General features: G+C 59.0%; 18 protein-coding genes. 12 read left to right on the forward strand and 6 right to left on the reverse strand.

All coding sequences use genetic code 11. The annotated features are described in order from the left end of the window. Position 1: 1 nt before the first annotated feature. Both HQ945_RS12685 and HQ945_RS12690 read right to left on the reverse strand, forming a co-directional pair. Positions 2–898, reverse strand: a complete 897-nt coding sequence (locus HQ945_RS12685) for a carbohydrate ABC transporter permease (RefSeq protein WP_027229551.1) — start codon at positions 896–898, stop codon at positions 2–4. Positions 899–1,060: 162 nt separating this feature from the next. Further along, positions 1,061–2,377, reverse strand: a complete 1,317-nt coding sequence (locus HQ945_RS12690) for an ABC transporter substrate-binding protein (protein WP_174208132.1) — start codon at positions 2,375–2,377, stop codon at positions 1,061–1,063. Positions 2,378–2,548: 171 nt separating this feature from the next. On the opposite strand from HQ945_RS12690, the gene HQ945_RS12695 reads away from it, so the two are divergent. The 5 genes from HQ945_RS12695 (at position 2,549) to HQ945_RS12715 (ending at position 8,613) form a co-directional block, all read left to right on the forward strand. Further along, positions 2,549–3,352 (forward strand): IclR family transcriptional regulator, encoded by an 804-nt coding sequence (locus HQ945_RS12695; protein WP_027229549.1) that lies wholly within the window; start codon positions 2,549–2,551, stop codon positions 3,350–3,352. A 19-nt stretch (positions 3,353–3,371) separates the two neighbouring features. Then, positions 3,372–4,223 (forward strand): amidohydrolase family protein, encoded by an 852-nt coding sequence (locus tag HQ945_RS12700; protein ID WP_246272649.1) that lies wholly within the window; start codon positions 3,372–3,374, stop codon positions 4,221–4,223. Positions 4,224–4,310: 87 nt separating this feature from the next. After that, complete coding sequence (locus HQ945_RS12705) at positions 4,311–6,143, forward strand: monovalent cation:proton antiporter-2 (CPA2) family protein (protein ID WP_174208133.1); 1,833 nt, start codon at positions 4,311–4,313, stop codon at positions 6,141–6,143. A gap of 13 nt (positions 6,144–6,156) precedes the next feature. Further along, positions 6,157–6,708: a DUF924 family protein gene (locus HQ945_RS12710; RefSeq protein WP_027229546.1), complete on the forward strand. Its 552-nt coding sequence runs from the start codon at positions 6,157–6,159 to the stop codon at positions 6,706–6,708. Positions 6,709–7,038: 330 nt separating this feature from the next. Next, positions 7,039–8,613, forward strand: a complete 1,575-nt coding sequence (locus HQ945_RS12715; RefSeq protein WP_113280865.1) for a TerC family protein — start codon at positions 7,039–7,041, stop codon at positions 8,611–8,613. Positions 8,614–8,656: 43 nt separating this feature from the next. On the opposite strand, the gene aztC is transcribed toward HQ945_RS12715, so the two are convergent. From aztC to aztA, 3 genes are read right to left on the reverse strand one after another with little or no spacing between them, the layout of a single operon-like run. Next, complete coding sequence (aztC, locus tag HQ945_RS12720) at positions 8,657–9,595, reverse strand: zinc ABC transporter substrate-binding protein AztC (protein WP_113280866.1); 939 nt, start codon at positions 9,593–9,595, stop codon at positions 8,657–8,659. A 19-nt stretch (positions 9,596–9,614) separates the two neighbouring features. Further along, positions 9,615–10,481 carry a zinc ABC transporter permease AztB gene (gene aztB, locus HQ945_RS12725; RefSeq protein WP_027229543.1) on the reverse strand — a complete coding sequence of 289 codons (867 nt, stop codon included), beginning with the start codon at positions 10,479–10,481 and terminating at the stop codon, positions 9,615–9,617. Continuing rightward, on the reverse strand, positions 10,474–11,304 hold the full coding sequence (gene aztA / locus HQ945_RS12730; RefSeq protein WP_174208134.1) for a zinc ABC transporter ATP-binding protein AztA: 831 nt from the start codon (positions 11,302–11,304) through the stop codon (positions 10,474–10,476). Before aztA ends, aztB begins: the two co-directional genes overlap by 8 nt. A 178-nt stretch (positions 11,305–11,482) precedes the next feature. On the opposite strand from aztA, the gene HQ945_RS12735 reads away from it, so the two are divergent. Further along, entirely contained in the window at positions 11,483–11,887 is a 405-nt protein-coding gene (locus tag HQ945_RS12735) for a Fur family transcriptional regulator (RefSeq protein WP_091944048.1), read from the forward strand. Between the two features lie 13 nt (positions 11,888–11,900). Here HQ945_RS12735 and HQ945_RS12740 read toward each other — a convergent pair whose 3' ends face one another. Then, positions 11,901–12,593: a TetR/AcrR family transcriptional regulator gene (locus HQ945_RS12740; protein ID WP_091944045.1), complete on the reverse strand. Its 693-nt coding sequence runs from the start codon at positions 12,591–12,593 to the stop codon at positions 11,901–11,903. A 146-nt stretch (positions 12,594–12,739) separates the two neighbouring features. Here HQ945_RS12740 and HQ945_RS12745 point away from each other — a divergent pair, with 146 nt between their 5' ends. The 6 genes from HQ945_RS12745 (at position 12,740) to HQ945_RS12770 (ending at position 19,835) form a co-directional block, all read left to right on the forward strand. Then, entirely contained in the window at positions 12,740–13,921 is a 1,182-nt protein-coding gene (locus HQ945_RS12745) for an HlyD family secretion protein (RefSeq protein WP_113280868.1), read from the forward strand. A gap of 18 nt (positions 13,922–13,939) precedes the next feature. Then, positions 13,940–15,529 (forward strand): DHA2 family efflux MFS transporter permease subunit, encoded by a 1,590-nt coding sequence (locus HQ945_RS12750; protein ID WP_036812877.1) that lies wholly within the window; start codon positions 13,940–13,942, stop codon positions 15,527–15,529. 268 nt (positions 15,530–15,797) lie between these two features. After that, a complete protein-coding gene (locus HQ945_RS12755) occupies positions 15,798–16,901 on the forward strand; it encodes an ABC transporter substrate-binding protein (protein ID WP_027229537.1) in 1,104 nt (367 codons plus the stop codon). Between the two features lie 165 nt (positions 16,902–17,066). Further along, positions 17,067–17,966, forward strand: a complete 900-nt coding sequence (locus tag HQ945_RS12760; RefSeq protein ID WP_027229536.1) for an ABC transporter permease — start codon at positions 17,067–17,069, stop codon at positions 17,964–17,966. Further along, positions 17,963–18,754, forward strand: coding sequence for an ABC transporter permease (locus HQ945_RS12765; RefSeq protein ID WP_174208135.1), 792 nt, complete (start codon positions 17,963–17,965; stop codon positions 18,752–18,754). Before HQ945_RS12760 ends, HQ945_RS12765 begins: the two co-directional genes overlap by 4 nt. A gap of 16 nt (positions 18,755–18,770) precedes the next feature. Next, the gene (locus HQ945_RS12770; RefSeq protein WP_113280869.1) at positions 18,771–19,835 is read left to right on the forward strand and encodes an ABC transporter ATP-binding protein; all 1,065 of its coding nucleotides are present in this window, start codon (positions 18,771–18,773) and stop codon (positions 19,833–19,835) included. Positions 19,836–19,888 lie beyond the last annotated feature (53 nt).

Raw genomic sequence — 19,888 nt, forward strand, 5'->3', positions numbered from 1 at the left:
CTTACCACTCCGCTCCAATCTGCTGGCGCGCAGCCGCAAGTTTCCTGAAGAAATAGACAGTGAAAAGGATCGACAGCAGGATCGAGATATAGGCCATGGCATTGGCAAACCCCATGCGGCCATCACTATAGGCGGTGCGCCCGATGAGGGTCCACAGGAGTTCGGTGCGCTTGGCCGGCCCGCCATCGGTCATGATCTTGACAATGTCATAGGCGCGCGCAACGTCGAGCGAGCGGATCGTCATGGCGATGAACGCGAACGGCATCAGGTACGGCCATGTGACGAAACGAAAAGTCTGCCAGGGCGTGCAGCCGTCGACCCGCGCCGCTTCGATCGGCTCCTGCGGCATGGCGAGAAGTCCGGCAAGGATCAGGATGGCGAAGACCGAGGTCGACGACCAGATCTCGGCGACGATGATCGAGAACAGGGCAAGGTTGCCGTCGATCAGCCACGGTATGGCATTGGTGGCAAGACCGAGCGATTGCAGGGCGTTGTTGATGAAGCCCACATTGTCATTGAAGAGGAACTTGAACTGGAAGCCGACAAGCACCGGCGAGAACATCATCGGGAACATCATCAGTGTGCGCAGGAGCCGCTGACCGTGCGTTGCCTTGTTGACGAGCATGGCAAGTCCGAGGCCGAGCATCATTTCCGCGTTGAGCGCAATCGTCAAAAGCAGAACGGTGCGTCCGAACGCCGTCCAGAATTCATAGCTGGTGAGTGCCGTGACGTAGTTCCGGAAGCCGATGAGAACCCAGATCGTCTCGGGCTTGGTCAGACGGAACGGCGTAAAACTCGAATAGAGCGAGAAAAGCAGCGGCAGGACGATCACGGCGGCAAGAACGATGATCGCGGGCAGTAGCAAGAGTGTCGGCGCTGATAGTTTGAGAGATTTCATCGGATGCCTTGTTCTGACGTCACCTGGACAGCGAGCCAGCGCAATAATCACTGACCTTAAAGGTAAAACTTCCAGCTCAGGGCAAGGTCATTGCCCCGCGCCGGATGAATTGGACGATCGGGACAGCACCGCGTGCGGCACCGTCCCGAAATTGAAATCAGATCAGAGCTTGCCGGCGTCCTTCAGGATGTCGGTTGCCTTCTGGGCCGCGGTATCAAGCGCTTCCTTTGACGTCTTGTCGCCAAGGATCGCCGCCTGCAGTTCCGGATAGACCGCATTGGAAATTTCGATCCATTCGGCAAGTGGCGGAACCGGGAAAGCGCTCTTTGCCTCTTCCTGGAACGCATTTAGCACTTCCGACTTGTACGGATCGGATTTCGACTGCTCGATATCCCATTCCCATACCTTGGTGCGCGTCGGCAGCGGGCCATTCTTGGCTTCGAGCTTCTGGCTGTCTTCGTTGGTCAGCCACCAGACCAGGGAAGCAGCAGCATCCTTGTGGGCGCAGTTTTCCGTGACCGAGAAGCCGTGATGACCCGACCAGCCGGTGCGCTTGCCGGAAGAACCCTTAGGCGCCACCTTGATGCCGACATTGCCCGCGACCTTCGACGACTTCGGGTCGTTGAAGAAGCTGGCCCAGCCCGGCCAATCGAGGTTGATGGCGATCGAACCTGAAGCGAAGCCCTGGCCGAGATCATCCCACAGATAGTTGGTCGTGCCAGCAGGCACAGCCTTTGCCTTGTAGAGGTTGACGAACCAGTCGAGCGCCTTGACGCCGGCTTCCGAATTGAAGGCCGGCTTGCCTTGCGCATCGATATACTCGCCGCCTTCGGCAATGACCATTTCATAGAAGCGGCCGTTGATCGCCTCTTCCTTGCCGGCGAACTGCGTGCCGTAGAAATCCGGCGCCTTGGTGAAGAACTGCGCCTGATCCGAAACCTGCTGCCAGGTATCCGGCGGCGTCAGGTAGTAGCCGTACTTTTCCTTGAACGCCTTCTTGTTGGCGTCGTCCTCGTAAAGGCTCTTCTGGTAATAGAGCGCCGATACGTCGAACTGCGCGCGCGGCAGCATGACGAGCTTGCCGTCAAGCGTCGAGGCCTTGATGTTGTTGGGGACGAATTCCGCGATTTCTTCCGCCGGAAGCAGCTTGTTCAGGTCGGTATAGATGCCTGGATACTGCGGTGCGAACGACGAGTGGTTCGATCCAACACACCAGTTCAGGCTGCCCGAGGCGATGTCCGACTTGATCTCCTTGTCGAGCTCGAAGTGGTTCTTCTTCGACAGGATGTTGACCTTGGCGCCCGTCAGCTTTTCCCACTCGTCGATACGCTCGTAGAGGGGCTCGTACTGCTGACCGCCGATAAGCTTGGCGTCGATCGTCACGCCGTCGAATTTTCCAGGCAAGTCTGCCGCAACGGCTCCCTGCGCTGCCAACAACGCGATAGCCCCAGCTGAAACGCTGGCCAAAAGATACTTCATCGAAATTCCTCCCAAAGCGGGACCGCTCCCCGGCTCCCGCACAGTTAAACACCCATATATGGGCGCTTCATTCATATACAAACATTAATTAGGCTCTATCGTCAAGCAAGGAATTCGCTTTCCTACGAATATCCTCTTCGTATATGCATACTCTCAATGGGGAGATTTTTCATGACGGACGAAGACGACAGCGACCGGTATCGGGCGCCTGCGCTCGACAAGGGGCTAGATATTCTCGAACTGCTTTCCGGGATTGATGGGGGGCTCACTCAGGCGGAAATCGCCAAGTTTCTCGGGCGAAGCCCCAATGAATTTTATCGTATGCTCGACCGGCTGGTGCGGCGCGGCTACGTTACACGGCTGGAGGGAGACCGCTACTCTTTAACCCTTAAACTCTTCGGCCTTGCGCAGCTCCATGCGCCGGTACGCCGCCTGGTATCCTATGCGACGCCCTTGATGCGCGACCTTGCCGTCAATTCTAAGCAGGCCAACCAGCTCAGCGTCTTCGATCGTGGCGCGGCGGTGGTCATCGCCCAACAGGAAGCCCCGGAATACTGGGGCATCTCGATCCGCGTAGGCTCGCACATCAGCCTGTTCAACACCGGCTCCGGTCACGTGCTTCTTGCCTTCAGGTCCGATGATGAGCGCGCCCTGATGATTGCAGAATACGAGAAACACGCGGACGATATTGCCCAGCCCGCGGACTTTCTCGAGCGCCTCAACCAGATTCGCGAGCGTGGATATGAGGTCATGCCGAGCGCTCAGACCGCAGGCGTCTACAACGTTTCAGCGCCGGTGCTTGGACCCGACGGGCGCGCCATTGCCGCCCTCACCTGTCCCTATATTCAGCTCCTGAACATTGCGAACGCTCCGGCCATCGACGATGCCCGCAAGATGCTGGTGGCGACGGCCCAGAAATTATCGGCACTCGCCGGGGCCGACGTCATTCATTCAAGCGTGCCCCGGCACGCCTGACCGAAGGAGGAAATCCCCCATGTCAGTCATGCCCTTGATCGATACCCACCTTCACATTATCGATCAGTCCGCCCTCTCTTATCCCTGGCTTGCCGGCGCAGAAGCTCTCAACCGCGACTTCAGCTACGAGGAATATGCTGTGCAGGCGCGCCGCGCCGGCATTGCACAGGCGCTACACATGGAAGTGGATGTCGCCGCGCACGAGATCGAGACGGAAACGGCCTACATTGCGGGCCTTGCCCGCCGCGAGGACAGCCTCATTGTCGGAGCCATATCCTCCTGCCGTCCGGAAGACGGGGATTTCCCGGCCTTTCTCGAGCGACAGCTTGCCAACCCCATGGTGAAGGGTTTCCGCCGCGTGCTCCATGTGATGCCAGACGCGCTTTCGGAAAGCCCGACGTTTCGCGACAACATCAAGCGCCTTGCCAAGACGAGGTTCACTTTCGACCTCTGTGTCCTGCCCCGCCAGATTGACAAGGCGATTGCGCTCGTTGACCTTGCGCCGGATGTCACCTTTATCCTCGATCACTGCGGCGTGCCGGATATCAAGGGCGAAAAGTTCGACGAATGGAGCGGGAAGGTCGCCGAGATCGCCAAGCGCAGCAACGTCATCGCCAAGATATCGGGGGTAGTTGCCTATGCGAACGCCGACGCTTGGCAGGTGGATACGCTCAAGCCCTATGTTCATCACGTGATCGACAGTTTCGGCTTTGACCGGCTCGTCTGGGGCAGCGATTGGCCCGTTTGCACGCTTGGCGGCGGGCTTGCTACCTGGGTCGCGGCAACCCATGCGCTCGTTTCCGGCTGCAGCAACGAGGAGCGGGGCAAGCTTTTCTCGCAGAACGCCCGCCGCATCTGGAATCTCGGCTGAATCTGCTATCGGTTCAAATAGGCTTGCCTGCTGCCGCCTGCCGCTTTACCCATGGTAAAATCAGCGGCACAAATGGCAGGGGCGACAATGGCGGTAGAGACAAGCGGACCGGATCTTTTAAGCGTCGTGGTCCTGCTCGGCGCGGGCGTCGTCGCCGTGCCCTTGTTCAAGCGCCTCGGCCTTGGCTCCATCCTCGGTTATCTGGCAGCCGGGGTCGTCATCGGCCCGTTCGGCCTTAAGTTCTTTTCCGATCCCGAAACGATCCTGCATGTGGCGGAACTCGGCGTCGTGATGTTTCTTTTCATCATTGGCCTCGAGATGCAGCCTTCCCGGTTATGGGGGTTGCGCAAGGACATCTTCGGACTTGGCGCGCTTCAGGTCGGTGTCTGCGCCCTCCTTCTGACCGGCGTCGGCATCGCCACCGGCTTTCCTGTGGCGCATTCCTTTGTCGCCGGCGCCGGCTTCGTTCTGACGTCGACCGCCATTGTCATGCAACTTCTCGAGGAGCGCGGCGAGACGGCGACGCCTCAGGGTCAGCGCATGGTGTCGATCCTTCTTCTTGAAGATCTGGCCATCGTCCCCCTGCTCGCGATCGTCGCTTTTCTCGCCCCGATGAGCGTGGAAGCCGCAGGCGGCATGCACTGGGTTCCGATCGGCATAGGGATGGGGGCCATTGTCGGGCTCGTGCTGGCCGGCAAATACCTGCTCAATCCGCTCTTCGGATTTCTTGCGCAGTCGCGCGCCCGCGAGGTCATGACGGCGGCGGCGCTGCTCGTCGTCCTTGGATCGGCGCTGCTGATGCAGGTGAGCGGGCTCTCCATGGCCATGGGCGCGTTCCTTGCCGGCGTTCTCCTTTCCGAATCGACGTTCCGCCACCAGCTCGAAGCCGATATCGAGCCTTTCCGCGGCATCTTGCTCGGCCTGTTCTTCCTCGCAGTCGGCATGTCGCTCGACTTGAGCGTTGTCGCTGCCAACTGGAAGACCGTCATTTTCTACGTCATCGCCTTCAAGGTCGTGAAAGCGACCGGGATCTATGCCGTTGCACGGCTGCTGAAATCTTCCAACCGCGAGGCAATCGAACGCGCCGTCATCATGGCCCAGGGCGGCGAATTCGCTTTCGTGCTCTATGCGACAGCCACGGCCGTGGGCATTCTCGACGGCCAGGCGAATGCAATTCTTACAGCCGTGATCATCTTCTCGATGTTCCTGACGCCCCTGCTTCTCGTTGCCCTGCGTTTTCTCATGCCAGAAGAAAAACAGGACCTGGAAGCGGTCGAGGTGGCGGAAGGCCTTTCGGGCAACGTGCTGATCATCGGCTTCGGCCGGTTCGGACAGATTTCCTGCCAGCCGCTGTTGCTGCGCGGCGTCGATATCTCAATCATCGACAACGACGTTGAAATGATCCAAGCGGCATCGCAATTCGGCTTCAAGGTCTATTACGGCGATGGCACGCGGCTTGATATTCTGCACGCCGCCGGCGCCGGTCGGGCCCAGGCCGTTCTCATTTGCGTCGACAAGGCTGAGACAATCCTTTCGATCGCCAACCTGCTCAAATCAGAATTCCCGCTCGTGCAAATCTATGCGCGCGCCTACGACCGCGGCAATACGATCGAACTGATCAAGATCGGCGTCGATTACCAGATGCGCGAGACCTTCGAATCGGCGCTGATCTTCGGCGAGAATACGCTCGTCGGGCTCGGCGTCGACAGGCGCGAGGCCGCCGACGTGATCGAGGATGTGAGACGGCGCGACGCCGAACGTCTCGACCTTCAGGTGGCAGGCGGCATACGCGCCGGCATCGACCTCATGAAGGGCAATGCCCCGGTTCCCGGCCCGCTGATCAAGCCGCGCCGCGCCGGTCAGGTAATCAACCCCGAGGTCGCCGGGGTGCAACCGCCGCAAAACGCCGACGCAAACTGAAGGGATCATCATCATGCCTGACACGGACGATGCGAAGATCACAGCCATTGTCGATTTCTGGCGCGAGGCCGGAGAGGAAAAATGGTGGACCAAGGACGAGGCATTCGATGAACTGTGCCGCGCGCAGTTTCTCGACGACCACTATGTCGCGGCGCGCCGCGAATATGAACACTGGGTCGATACTCCCCACGGAGCCTTGGCACTGATGGTGCTGCTCGATCAGTTTCCCCGCAATTTCTTTCGCAATACCGGCCATATGTATGCTACGGACTCGCTGGCCCGCATGTATGCCCACCGCGCCCTCGAACAGGGTCACGACATCTCCATCGAAAATCCCTTGCGCGCCTTCTTCTATCTGCCCTTCATGCATTCCGAAGACCTCGACGATCAGAGGCGGTGTGTGGAACTTTGCAGCGGCGGCTCGCCTGCCAATGTCGAATACGCCCATGACCACTACGATATCATCCAGCGCTTCGGCCGCTTTCCGCATCGCAACGCCATTCTCGGCCGCACAATGACCGAGGAAGAACAGACCTTTCTCGATGCCGGCGGGTTTGCCGGGTAGCCAAAACACCCAGCTACCCCTTGAACTCGAACCTTGCGGCTGCCATTATAGGCCGATCTGGCACACGCAATTTTCACTTTGACAGCCAGTCAAACAGGGACTGACCGCGCATCGATGCCGGACGATCAATCTGAAGAGCCTCCAAGTCCGGACTTGCGAAGCATGCTGACTCTGCATGCGCAGCGTCAGCGACTACACTCCTATTGCGCTATTTATTCCGTTTTCCCCCACGCCCGCGGCTCCCGCTGTGGCATCGCGTTGTCACGCGTCGGCGCATCCGCCCGCCGCGCTGTACGCTGATTATTTTCTTCGAAAGGACCTGACGTTCCAATGGAATGGACCCTTGACTGGATTGCCGATCCCAATGCCTGGATAGGACTCCTGACCCTGATCGTGCTCGAGATCGTTCTCGGCATCGACAATCTCGTCTTCATTGCGATTCTTGCCGACAAGCTGCCTGCGCACCAGCGCAATCGCGCGCGCATTCTTGGCCTTTCGCTGGCGCTGATCATGCGCCTGCTGCTGCTTGCCTCGATTTCCTGGGTGGTGAAGCTCACGACCCCGCTGTTCAGCGTGGCAGGCTTCGGGTTCTCCGGGCGCGACATTATCCTCATCATCGGCGGCGTGTTCCTCCTGTTCAAGGGCACGATGGAACTGCACGAGCGCCTTGAAGGGCATCTTTCCGCCAAGGAAACGAATGCCGCCAACGCGGTGTTCTGGCAGGTCATCGCCCAGATCGTGGTTCTTGATGCTGTGTTCTCCCTCGATAGCGTCATCACCGCTGTCGGCATGGTGAAGTATCTCGAAGTCATGATGATCGCGGTCGTCATCGCCGTCGGCGTGATGATGCTGGCGGCAAAGCCGCTCATGAATTTCGTCAATCGCCACCCTACGGTCGTTATCCTCTGTCTCGGCTTCCTGATGATGATCGGCTTCAGCCTCATCGTCGAAGGCTTCGGATTCCACATTCCGAAGGGCTATCTCTACGCGGCGATCGGCTTCTCGGTCCTCGTCGAAGCGGCCAACCAGCTTGGACGCCACAACCGCGAGAAACACGTCACCACGATGGACCTGCGCGACCGCACCGCCGGCGCCGTGCTGCGCCTTCTCGGCGGCGGACGCGGCGCGGAGGCGCCGCATTCCGATACGCTCGATGTCATAGCCGAGCACAGCGCCGCAAGCGACGTTTTCCATCCGGAAGAGAAGGAAATGATACGCGGCGTGCTCGACCTCGTCGAACGACCGGTGCGCTCGATCATGTCGCCCCGCAATGAAGTCGAATGGCTCGATCTCGACGAGACCAACGAGGAACTCCTTGCCGAAATCCGCACCCTGTCCCACAGCCGCGTCGTGCTGGCGCGCGGACGCGTCGATGAATTTGTCGGTGTTGCGCTGACCAAGGACCTGCTGTTTGCCATACTTGACGGCGGCAAAATCGATTGGGAGAAAGTGACGCGCCAGCCGCTGATCTTCCACGAAAACGCCAATGTGCTGCGCGTTATGGAACAGTTGCGCGGCTCTTACGTGCAGATGGGCGTGGTACTCGATGAGCATGGTTCGTTCGAGGGCATCGTCACGCCTACCGACGTTCTTGAGGCGATCGCCGGCGATTTCCCCGAGGAGGGCGAGGATAGTCCGGTCATCGAGCGCGCCGAGGACGGCAGCATGGTCGTTGACGGCTATATCGACATTCGCCGCCTTGGCGGCCTGATCGATCGCGACCTGGTCGACGATGGCGACCGCTACACGACGCTTGCGGGCTATATCCTGTGGAATATGGGTCACATTCCCGCAGCGGGCGAGAAACTCACCGTCGACGACCTCGAATTCGAGATCGTCGAGATGGAGGGACGCAATATCGGCAAGGTCCGCATTTCGCCGGCCCAGACCGCAGCCTTCATCTGACGAAAGCCGTGGTCCGGACGTCTTCCGGACCGCTCAGTTGCCATCAACTGCCGAGGATGGCCTTTTTGAACGTCTCGATATTGTGGTGCATCATGTCGATGTAGGTGCTGGCACCCTCGTCCGGCTTTGACAGGGCATCCGAATAGAGCGTTCCGCCGACCTTGAGCTTTGTTTCGCTGGCGATCTGCTCGATGAGGCGCGGATTGGTGATGTTCTCAACGAAAATCGCCGAGGCCTTATCTTCCTTGATCTGCTTGATCAGGGCGACAATATCGGCAGCAGAGGCCTCCGAATCCGTCGATATCCCCTCAGGCGCGAGGAAGGTCAGCCCATATTCGTGCTGGAAATAGCCGAAGGCATCATGTGACGTGATGACCAGACGCTTGGACTCCGGGATAGAGGCGATTGCCGCCTTGACCTCGGTTTCGGTGGCGTCGAGCTTTGCCGTATAGGCGGCCGCGTTGCTTTTATAAGTGTCGCAATTTGCAGCGTCGGCCGTGCAGAAGGCATCGACGATATTCTTCACATAAATCTTGGCATTGCTGATCGATTGAAACGCATGTGGATCGAACGCCTCATGTTCTTCGTGCTGCGTGCCGCTGGCCGCTTCATAATGGTGTTCGTCCTCGGCGCTCTTGATCGGCTCGACGCCCTTGCTCAACTCAATGATCGGCGCCTTTGTGGCGCTCGCCTCAACGAGACGCGGCAGAAAGCCTTCGAAATGCAGGCCATTCACCAGCACCACATCGGCGCTGGCGACCGCCGCGGCATCAGCGGGCTTCGGTTCATAGACATGCGCATCGCCGTCCGGGCCGACGAGGGTCGTCAGCTTGATCTTGTCGCCGCCGACATTCTTGGCGAAGTCCGAAATCACCGTGAAGCTGGAGACCACCTTGAGCGGATCCGCAAATGCGGTCGAGTAGGCCCCGCTCAGTAATAGTATAACATTCACAGTTGCGGCAAGTTTGAAGGCTTTTTTCATGGGTTCCATTCCTGGTTTGCTAGGCGGTTCTGTGGCGGTGAGGACGCAGGCGGCTATTGATGACGCCACGCGTGCCGATGACGATCGAACTCAGATAGATCGTGCCGGCCGATAGAATGATGGCGGGCCCCGAAGGCACGGCAAAATGATAGGAAATCAAAAGCCCGCCGGCGCATGAAATGCAGCCGATGACGATGGCAAGACCGCACATGGGTCCGACGCGCGACGTCCAGAAACGGGCAGCGGCGGCTGGCAGCATCATCAGGCCGACGGCGAGCAAGGTGCCGAGCGCCTGGAAGCCGCCGACGAGGTTGATGACAACCAGGGCGAGGAAAATGAAATGCACCGGCGTGCCGATGCGGCTTACCGAGCGCAGGAAGAGCGGATCGAGACATTCGGCGACAAGGCCGCGCCAGAAAATGGCGAGCGTGACGACGCTGATGGCGGAGATTATCCCGATCAGGCTCAGCGCCTCATTGTTGAGTGCGAGCACCGTTCCGAAGAGAACATTCATCAAATCGACATTCGAGCCGCGCAACGAGACGATCAGGACCCCGAGCGCCAGTGAAATCAGATAGAAGGCCGCCATCGACGCGTCCTCCTTCTGGATGGTGAAGCGCGAGACGGCGCCGGCGCCGAGCGCGACGATGACGCCGGCCACAAGACCTCCAATCGTCATCGGCACGATTTGCAGCCCGTAAAGGAGAAAGCCGACCGCGGCGCCAGGCAGGATGGCATGCGCCATCGCATCGCCGGTCAGGCTCATGCGCCGTAACATCAGGAATACACCGACCGGGCAGGAACCGAGGGCAAGTGCGACCGAGCCAAGCAAGGCGCGCTGCATGAAGCTGTAGTCGGCGAACGGCGCAATAAAGAAATCATACATGATCGCGCTGCCCGTGATGATGGTGCTCGTGATCGTGATGCGCGTGATGGTGATGACCATCGTCGTGGTGGTGCGCCACCACATGGGCGTCATCGTCCTCGCACCAGGGCGCGCCCTCTTCCCACGCCTCGTGAAATTGGCGCGCATGCAGGAGATTTTCCGGCCGCAGCGTCTCACGCGATGCGCCCCAGGCGATGGGTTTTCGCGCAAGGAGCAGCGTTTCGGGAAAATGCTCTCGCACAAGGTCGAGATCATGGACGACGACCATGATCGTGCGATTCTCGCCGTGCCAGCGCTTGATAAGTTCGATCAGGTCGCTGACGGTTTTCGTGTCGATCGCATTGAAAGGCTCATCTAGCAGGATAAGATCGGCATCCTGCAGCAGGACCCTGGCAAATAGCGCACGCTGCAACTGTCCGCCGGAAAGTGTATCGATCGGGCGCAGTTCGAAGCCTTCGAGCCCGACGCTCATCAGGGCCTTGGACACTCTTTCCTTGTCTTCAGCCGTGATGCGTCCAAGCAGTCCGCGCTTCGGCCAAAGGCCAAGCGAGACGAGATCGACAACCCGCGCAGGGAATGAGCGGTCGAGTTCGGACTGCTGCGGCAGGTATGCAATGCGCGTCCCCTTCTCGACCGTACAGGACCCCGACATCGGCTTTAAAACACCGACAATCCCCTTCATCAGCGTGGATTTGCCCGACCCGTTCAGCCCAACGACAGCTGTAAGCGAGCCGCGGCGAACGCTTCCATTCAAATGATGCACGGCCGGGTGCCGGTGATAGCCGAGCGTAAGGTCGCGAAAGGTCAGGCAGGGTACGGGCATTGTTTCTACTGCGTTCGCTGAAGGTGCCGCCAGTGCGCGGGCTTTTCCAAATCGATATGTGATGTTATTACATTAGTCAACAATGGCGAATTTGAGAACCGCTGAAAATCGTGTATCCACTGGCACCAAGGCCAAAGACTGACTATCTGCTACTGATGATCAAGGAGCATTTTCGGCAATGACATCGACGCAAGAGCTGACCAAGAACCAGGCGCTGGTTTTCAATGCCCTGGCTCGCGCCGAGGGGCCTCTCAGCGCTTACACGATACTCGACCAGCTGCGCGGCGAGGGTTTCCGCGCCCCGCTCCAGGTCTATCGCGCCCTCGACAAATTACTCGACTACGGCATGATCCACCGGCTCGAAAGCATCAATGCCTTCGTTGCTTGCTCGCATCCGCACAACCACAGCCACAGCCATGGCATGACCGCCTTTGCCATCTGCGAGAAATGCGGTCAGGTATCTGAATTTTCCGATGAAGTGATCACGGGACGCGTGCGCGAGTGGACAAGCGAAAACGGCTTCAGGCAGTCGAAAACCACGATTGAAATACGCGGCGTTTGCGCCAACTGCGCGGCGGCCTAATCGCCTTCTACAATCAGCGTTTGTAGGCCTTCAGCCAAATATCCACGCCGGATGTCACGGTCTTGCGGATAAGCGCGGGCGACGGAGGCGTCGCCATGCAGCCGAATATGCGCTTCTTGAAAAGGCCTGACATGAAAAGGTCAGCCAGCTGATAGGTTGCAAGCTCGGTGTCCTCGATGTCGAGGGTTCCGGCGGCGACATGCTTGTCGATCAGCGCCCGCATAAGAGCTTGGCCACGCCGCGGACCCCTTTCGTAGAAATCGCGGCTCATTGACGGCATGCGCTCGGCAACGCCGATGACGACACGCTGCGCGCGGATGACGACATCAGAGGTTACGACCGTCGCCAGAGCAGTGCCGAACTCGATCAGAGCGTCGCGCAGATCGCCTTCGCTTTCCAGCGCATGGTAGATGTCGGCAAACAGCACTTCGCGATAGTGATTGCAGAGCTCCATGAAGAGCTCTTCCTTGCTGTCGAAGTAAACGTAGATCGTGCCCTTAGAAACGCCGGCCTCACGCGTGATGTCATTCATGCTGGCCGCATCAAAACCCATCTGCGAGAAAATGCGGTTTGCCCCCTCGAGGATCTGCTGACGCTTGGCCGGATCCTGGCCCGCTGCAAGACGACCCGGACGGTCCCCATCGGTCATGAACTCGGCATCCGAAAGGGGGTGCGCCTTCACGACGTATGGCTTGGTAGACGACATATGAAAGTATTTTCCTTATTTCCGATTCTTTTTCGAACCAGTCGGTTCGATCCACTTGATATGCGCCTCCATTTGCGCTATGTCAATGATCGAACCGATTGGTTCAATCACTTTTCAGAGTGAATTCCATAAGAAAGAGCCTTTCAATGCCAGCGTCCAAAGCAAAGAATGAAGCTGATATCCGTCAGTTTCCGGCCCCGGCTCCTGCCGCCAAGGTAGAGGCTCCGGCGAAGGTCGAAGCGCCGCAAGCCGACATTGCCGCGGCAGCGCCGGCAGCGCCGAAGAAGCGTTCGAAGAAGCGCTTGATCCTGCCGGTCGTGGTTGTCGCTGCCCTGTGCGCAGGCGTTTGGTACGGCCACGAATGGTGGACGACGGGCCGTTTCATGGTTTCCACTGACGACGCCTACGTTCAGGGCGATATCACCGCCATTGCCCCGAAGGTCATGGGCTATATCGACACGATCAATGTCGTTGCCAACCAGCGCGTTAAGGCGGGCGACCCGCTGATCACGCTCGACAATGGCGACTATACGATTGCCGAGAAGCAGGCCGAGGCGCAGATCGAAACGCAAAGACTTTCTCTAGACCGTATCAAGGCGCAGACGGAAGCCGCCAGGGCTTCGCTGCAGCAGGCCCAGGCTGGCAAGCTTGCCGCCCAGGCTGTGCTGACCAATGCGCAGAATAGTTCGGTTCGCGCCAAGCAGCTTCATGCAACGAGCTTTGCATCGCAGTCGCAGCTCGACGACGCGACGGCAGCTCTCGACCAAGCAAAGGCAAACATCGCTTCGTCCGATGCGCAGATTGCCACGGCAAACGCCAATATCGGCGTGCTCGACGCCCAGTATAAGGAAGCTCAAAGCGCGATCGCCTCGCTGCAACTCGCCAAGGACAAGGCGGCTCGTGACCTGGGCTTCACCATCATCCGCGCGCCCGTGGATGGCGTCGTCGGCAATCTTGCCGCCAAGAAGGGCGATCTCGTCAGCTCGGGTCAGCGCCTCGCCGCCCTCGTTCCGGTGAACGCGCTCTATATCGATGCAAACTATAAGGAAACGCAGCTCAAGGATATCGAAGTCGGGCAGAAGGTGCATGTACGTGTCGACGCGCTGTCGGGCGAGACCTTCGAAGGCACCGTTGCCTCCGTGGCGCCCGCTTCCGGCGCCGTCTTCTCGCTGCTTCCGCCTGAAAACGCGACCGGCAACTTCACCAAGGTCGTCCAGCGCGTACCCGTCCGTATCGCCTTGCCCGCCGACGTGCTTGCCAGCGGCAAGCTCCAGGCTGGTTTGAGCGTTGTCGTCGACGTCGATACCCGCACGACGCCGAGCTCATAGCCGGATAGGCCGAGAATCATGTCAAAAGCCGCAGCCATCGGAGGGCCCGCAGCACCTGCGGTTCCTGACGAACATATCGATCCGAAGAAGGCGATCGCCTTCCTCGCCATGGTCTTTGGCATGTTCATGGCGATTCTCGACATTCAGATCGTCTCGGCCTCCCTGGCCGAAATCCAGGCCGGCCTCAGCGCCAGTTCCGATGAAATCTCCTGGGTGCAGACGTCCTACCTCATCGCCGAAGTCATCATGATTCCGCTGTCCGGGTTCCTCGGACGGCTGCTTTCGACACGTGTCCTCTTTTCGGCATCGGCCGCAGGCTTCACGCTCGCCAGCATTCTTTGTGCGACGGCGACGAACATCGACCAGATGATCATCTACCGCGCGATTCAGGGCTTTATCGGCGGCGGCATGATCCCCAGCGTTTTTGCTGCGGCCTTTACCATCTTCCCGCCCTCCAAGCGCTCCATCGTTTCGCCGATGATCGGTCTCGTCGCCACGCTCGCGCCGACAATCGGGCCGACAGTCGGCGGCTATTTGAGCAACGCTTTCTCCTGGCACTGGCTCTTCCTCGTCAACGTCATACCGGGCATTCTGGTCGCCGTCGCCACCTGGAACCTCATCGACTTCGACAAGGGCGATCGCTCGCTGCTCAGCAAGTTCGACTGGTGGGGGCTTGCCGGCATGGCAGCGTTCCTCGGTTCGCTCGAATACGTTCTGGAGGAAGGCCCGCGCAATGACTGGCTGCAGGACACGACGATCTTCTATTGCAGCATCGTGCTCGTGATCGGCGCCGTCACCTTCTTCTATCGCGCCTTTACCGCCGAACAGCCGATCGTCGACCTTTTCGCCTTCAAGAACCTGAACTTCGCGTTCGGGTCGGCATTCTCATTCGTCCTAGGGATCGGACTCTATGGCTTGACCTATATTTATCCGGTCTATCTTGGCCGCATTCGCGGCTACGACGCGCTCATGATCGGCGAGGCACTGTTTGTCAGCGGCCTTTCCATGTTCCTGACGGCACCGATTGCCGGCTTCCTTTCCGGCCGCATGGATCCGCGCATCATGATCATGATCGGCTTCCTTGGCTTTGCCGCCGGCACCTGGACCATGACGCATCTCACCGCCGACTGGGATTTCTACGAGCTTCTCATTCCACAGATCCTGCGTGGCTGCTCGCTGATGCTGTGCATGGTGCCGATCAACAATCTGGCGCTCGGCACATTGCCACCGTCGCGATTGAAGAATGCTTCGGGACTTTTCAACCTGACGCGTAATCTCGGCGGTGCGGTAGGGCTTGCGGTTATCAACACAATTCTCACGGACCGTGGCGCATTACACTATGCGCAGCTTTCGGAGAACGTTCGCTGGGGTAATCCTGAAGCGCAGGACCTCATCGACAGCATGACCAGGAAGTTTGCGGCCAACGGCCTCGACGGCCCGACAACGGCGCTGAGCAAGGTCTCGGGGATGGTGCATCAACAAGCGTCGCTGCTGTCGTTCATGGATGTTTTCTACATCCTGACGCTGCTCTTTGCCTCGCTCGCGGTTTTTGCCATTCTCATGCGCAAACCCGGCGCACCAGCGCCCGGGGGCGGCGGCGGCCACTGAACGGAATAACTATTTAGTCGGCGCATATCGCCTGAGGGTTCCCCTCGCCATTTCCGGGTCAGCTAAGCTACTCGAACTAATGCGTAAGATGTACCTTTCGTATTAATTGCTAAGCCACGAAAAAAGTGGTTCACTCCAGCGTACCCGCTCAGGGAGAAGACGTTCACCAGCTTGTCATCGGTCTGTCATCCAACTGACATGAGAGACCTTTATCGGGGAGCAGAACGTCCAAAAGAGCCAATGACGTATCGCAAAAGGGGTTTACCAAATGATCGATTATTCCAAACGATTGCTCGCGCTGTCGACGGCTGTGCTGTTCGCGGGTACGACGATTTCGTTCGCCGAAGCACCGGCCGAACTGGTCGCCGCGGCCAAGAAGGAAGGCACGTTGACGACGATCGCCTTGCCGCACGACTGGTGCGGATATGGTGACATCATCGCCGGCTTCAAAGCCAAGTACGGCCTCGAAGTCAACGAACTCAATCCGGATGCCGGTTCGAAGGACGAAGTCGAAGCCATCAAGGCGAACAAGGACAACAAGGGTCCGCAGGCTCCTGACGTCATCGACGTCGGTCTTTCGTTCGGTCCGGATGCCAAGAAAGACGGCCTGACGATGCCTTACAAGGTATCGACCTGGGATTCGATCCCGGCCGAACTGAAGGACGCCGACGGCCATTGGTTCGGCGACTATTATGGCGTCATGTCGCTGCAGGTAAACACCGATATCGTCAAGAACGTCCCGAAGGATTGGGCCGACCTGCTCAAGCCGGAATATGCCAACAGCGTTGCGCTGGCCGGTGATCCGCGCGCCTCGAACCAGGCGATCCTCGCCGTATCGGCTGCCGGCGCGTCGACAGGCGCCAAGCCCGGCGCCGCAGGCGGCGAAGCCGGCCTGAAGTACTTTGCCGAACTCAACAAGGCTGGCAATTTCGTTCCGGTCATCGGCAAGTCCGGCACGCTCGCGCAGGGTGCAACCCCGATCATCATAAGCTGGGACTACAATGCTCTTGCTGGCCGTGACACCCTCAAGGGCAACCCGCCGGTTGAAGTCGTCGTTCCGCCGTCCGGCGTTCTGGCCGGCGTTTACGTGCAGGCCATCAGCGCCTACGCACCACACCCGAATGCTGCCAAGCTCTGGATGGAATACCTCTATTCCGACGAAGGCCAGATTGGCTACCTCAAGGGCTATTGTCACCCGGCCCGTTTCCAGGATCTGGTAAAAAACAACAAGGTCCCGAAGGAACTTCTCGACAAGCTTCCACCAGCAGCAGCCTACGAGAAGGCATTCTTCCCAACGCTCGATGAACAGGCTGCCGCCAAGGAAGTCATCACCAAGGGTTGGGACAAGGTCGTCGGCGCCAACGTCCAGTAAGCCGCATTCAGCGATCCCCGCGGAGCAATCCGCGGGGATTCCTGCATTGAGCAACGCGTTGTGCTAGGTTGCACACGCGGGCTTATCTGAAAGCGATTGTCGGCTCATCCTGTGCTGGTATCCTGCACCAGGAATTGGAACCCAAGAAGCGGTCTCGAACACTCCATGAGTGCAATCTCAGAACCAGGTCCTACACTTCCCGTCGCGGCGGCCGAGAAAAAGCGGCTTTCGCTCGATTGGCTCGGCGTCATGCCGTTCATGATCTTCGCGCTCCTGTTCCTGGTCCTGCCGACCGTCTTTCTCGTCGCAGGCGCATTCCAGGATCCGCAAGGCAAACTGACTTTTGCCAATATCGCCAACCTCTTCCAGCCGTCGATCCTCAATGCCTACTGGATCTCGATCAAGATTTCGCTGGCCTCTGCCCTTCTTGGCGCGGGAATTGGCTTCGCCATCGCCGCCGCCGTCGTCCTGGGCGGTCTGCCTGCATGGATACGCGCACCGTTGATGACCTTCTCCGGCGTCGCATCGAATTTTGCCGGCGTTCCGCTCGCCTACGCTTTCCTGTTCACATTGGGGCGCACCGGGCTTGTTACCTATCTTTTGTTGAACATCTTCGGCTTTAACCTCTACGCCCACGGCTTCAACTTGCTGAGCTTCTGGGGCCTGACGATAACGTATCTGTATTTCCAGATCCCGCTGATGGTCCTCATCATCACGCCGGCGCTTGACGGATTGAAGCGGGAATGGCGGGAAGCTGCGCTCATTCTCGGCGCGACGAAGAACCAGTATTGGCGAATGGTTGCCTTTCCGATTCTCTGGCCGGCATTGCTGGGCACGATCCTGCTGCTGTTTGCCAATTCGTTTGGAGCAATCGCCACCGCCTATGCGCTGACCGGGTCTTCGCTCAGCATCGTGCCTATCGTCCTTTATGCGCAGATTCGCGGCGACGTCCTGCAGGACCCGCAGCTCGGCTACGCGCTCGCCTTCGGCATGATCGTCATCACCGGCATTTCCAACGGCGTCTATATCTGGATGCGTGCCCGCAGCGAACGGTGGCTCAAATGAAGACGAATCGCTTCTGGTCCTGGCTCGCGCTCGCCTTCGGCATCCTCTATTTCACACTGCCGCTGATCGGCCTTCTCGAGTTTTCGCTGCGGATGCGGCGCGGTACCTATTCGCTTGACGCCTACTGGGTCGTCTTGAGCGATCCGGGCTTTCAGGCAACCTTCGGTTATTCCGTGGTCATGGCCATCGCGACGATCATCGTCGGCGTAGTCCTGGTCGTTCCGACCGCCTATTGGGTACGGCTGCGACTACCGGGGTTGCGTCCGTTCATCGAGTTCATCACCCTGTTGCCGCTGGTCATTCCCGCAATCGTTATCGTCTTCGGCTATATTCGCCTTTATAATACCTCGTCGATCTTGCCTCTGACCGGATCTGCGATGGGAACCAACATCCTGCTTTGCCTCGGCTATACCACATTGGCGCTGCCCTATATGTACCGTGCTGTCGACACGGGCCTTGGCGCCATCGATATACGGACCATGACGGAAGCCGCCGAAAGTCTCGGCGCAAGCCGGATCATCATCATGTCGAGCATTATTCTGCCGAATGTGCTTGTCGCCGTGCTTTCGGGTGCATTCCTGACCTTCGCCATCGTCATCGGCGAGTTCACCATGGCGGCGCTGCTCAACCGGCCCGCATTCGGCCCGTTCCTGCAATTGCTCGGCGCCAACCGTGCCTATGAGCCGGCCGCGCTATCCGTGATTGCCTTCGCCATTACCTGGGTCTGTATGGGCCTCATCCAGGTCGTTACCCGCCTTAACAAATCTCTCGCTGCGACCCGGCGATAATCGGAAGAACAACACCATGTCGTTCCTTACCATCAGCCATTTGAAAAAGAGCTTCGGAGCCACAACCGTCGTTCATGATTTCAATCTTAACGTCGAGAAGGGCGAATTCATTTCGTTCCTCGGGCCGAGCGGCTGCGGCAAGACGACGGTGCTGCGCATGGTTGCGGGCTTCGAAACGCCATCTTCGGGCAGCATAAGCATCGGCGGCAAGGATGTCGTCAACTTGAAGCCGAACCAGCGCAATATCGGCATGGTCTTTCAGGCATATGCTCTCTTTCCCAATATGACGGTTGCGCAGAATGTTGCCTTCGGTCTGAAGGTGGCAAAGAAGCCGCAGGCTGAAATCACTGCGACGGTGCAAGAGATGCTGTCCTTGATCAAACTCGATCACCTGGCCGAGCGCTTCCCCTATCAGCTTTCCGGCGGACAGCAGCAGCGCGTCGCGCTGGCGCGCGCGCTCGCGACGAAGCCGCAGGTGCTGTTGCTCGATGAACCGCTCTCGGCCCTCGATGCCAAGATCCGCGTCTCGCTGCGCGAGGAAATCCGCGCCATCCAGCGCAAGCTCGGCATCACCACCATCTTCGTGACGCATGATCAGGAAGAAGCGCTGTCAATATCCGACCGCATTGTCGTCATGTATGAGGGCCGTGCCGAGCAAGTCGGCGCTCCCTTCGAGATCTATAATCAGCCGGCATCACGCTTTGTCGCGTCGTTCGTCGGAACGCTGAATACGATCGACGCCGTGGTTCGCGACGCCAAGACGGGCATCATCACGGTTGACGGCAAGGATGTCGCCATCGGTCCGCGCCTCAACGGTCACCAGTCCGGCGACCGGATTTCGCTCGCGGTGCGCCCCGAGGCAGTCAGCCTCGGCGAAGCCACGGACAAACGCGAGACAACGCTAGACGGCAAGATCAACAGCGTGCACTTCCTTGGCTCAGTGATCCGTATCCGCGCATCGCTTGGCGAAAATGTCGTCTCGTTCGATACGTTCAACAATCCGAGCGCTCCGCCGCCGGAACCCGGCGAGAACGTCAAGGTCAGCCTCGCGGCAAAGGACCTCCTGGTGCTCGGGCACTAAGTCTTGAACTCACGAGCCATGCAATCTCACGACTGGACGGGAGCGCCGTTCCC

The sequence above is a fragment of the Phyllobacterium pellucidum genome (assembly GCF_013327855.1).
GTDB classification, from domain to species: Bacteria; Pseudomonadota; Alphaproteobacteria; order Rhizobiales; family Rhizobiaceae; genus Phyllobacterium; species Phyllobacterium pellucidum.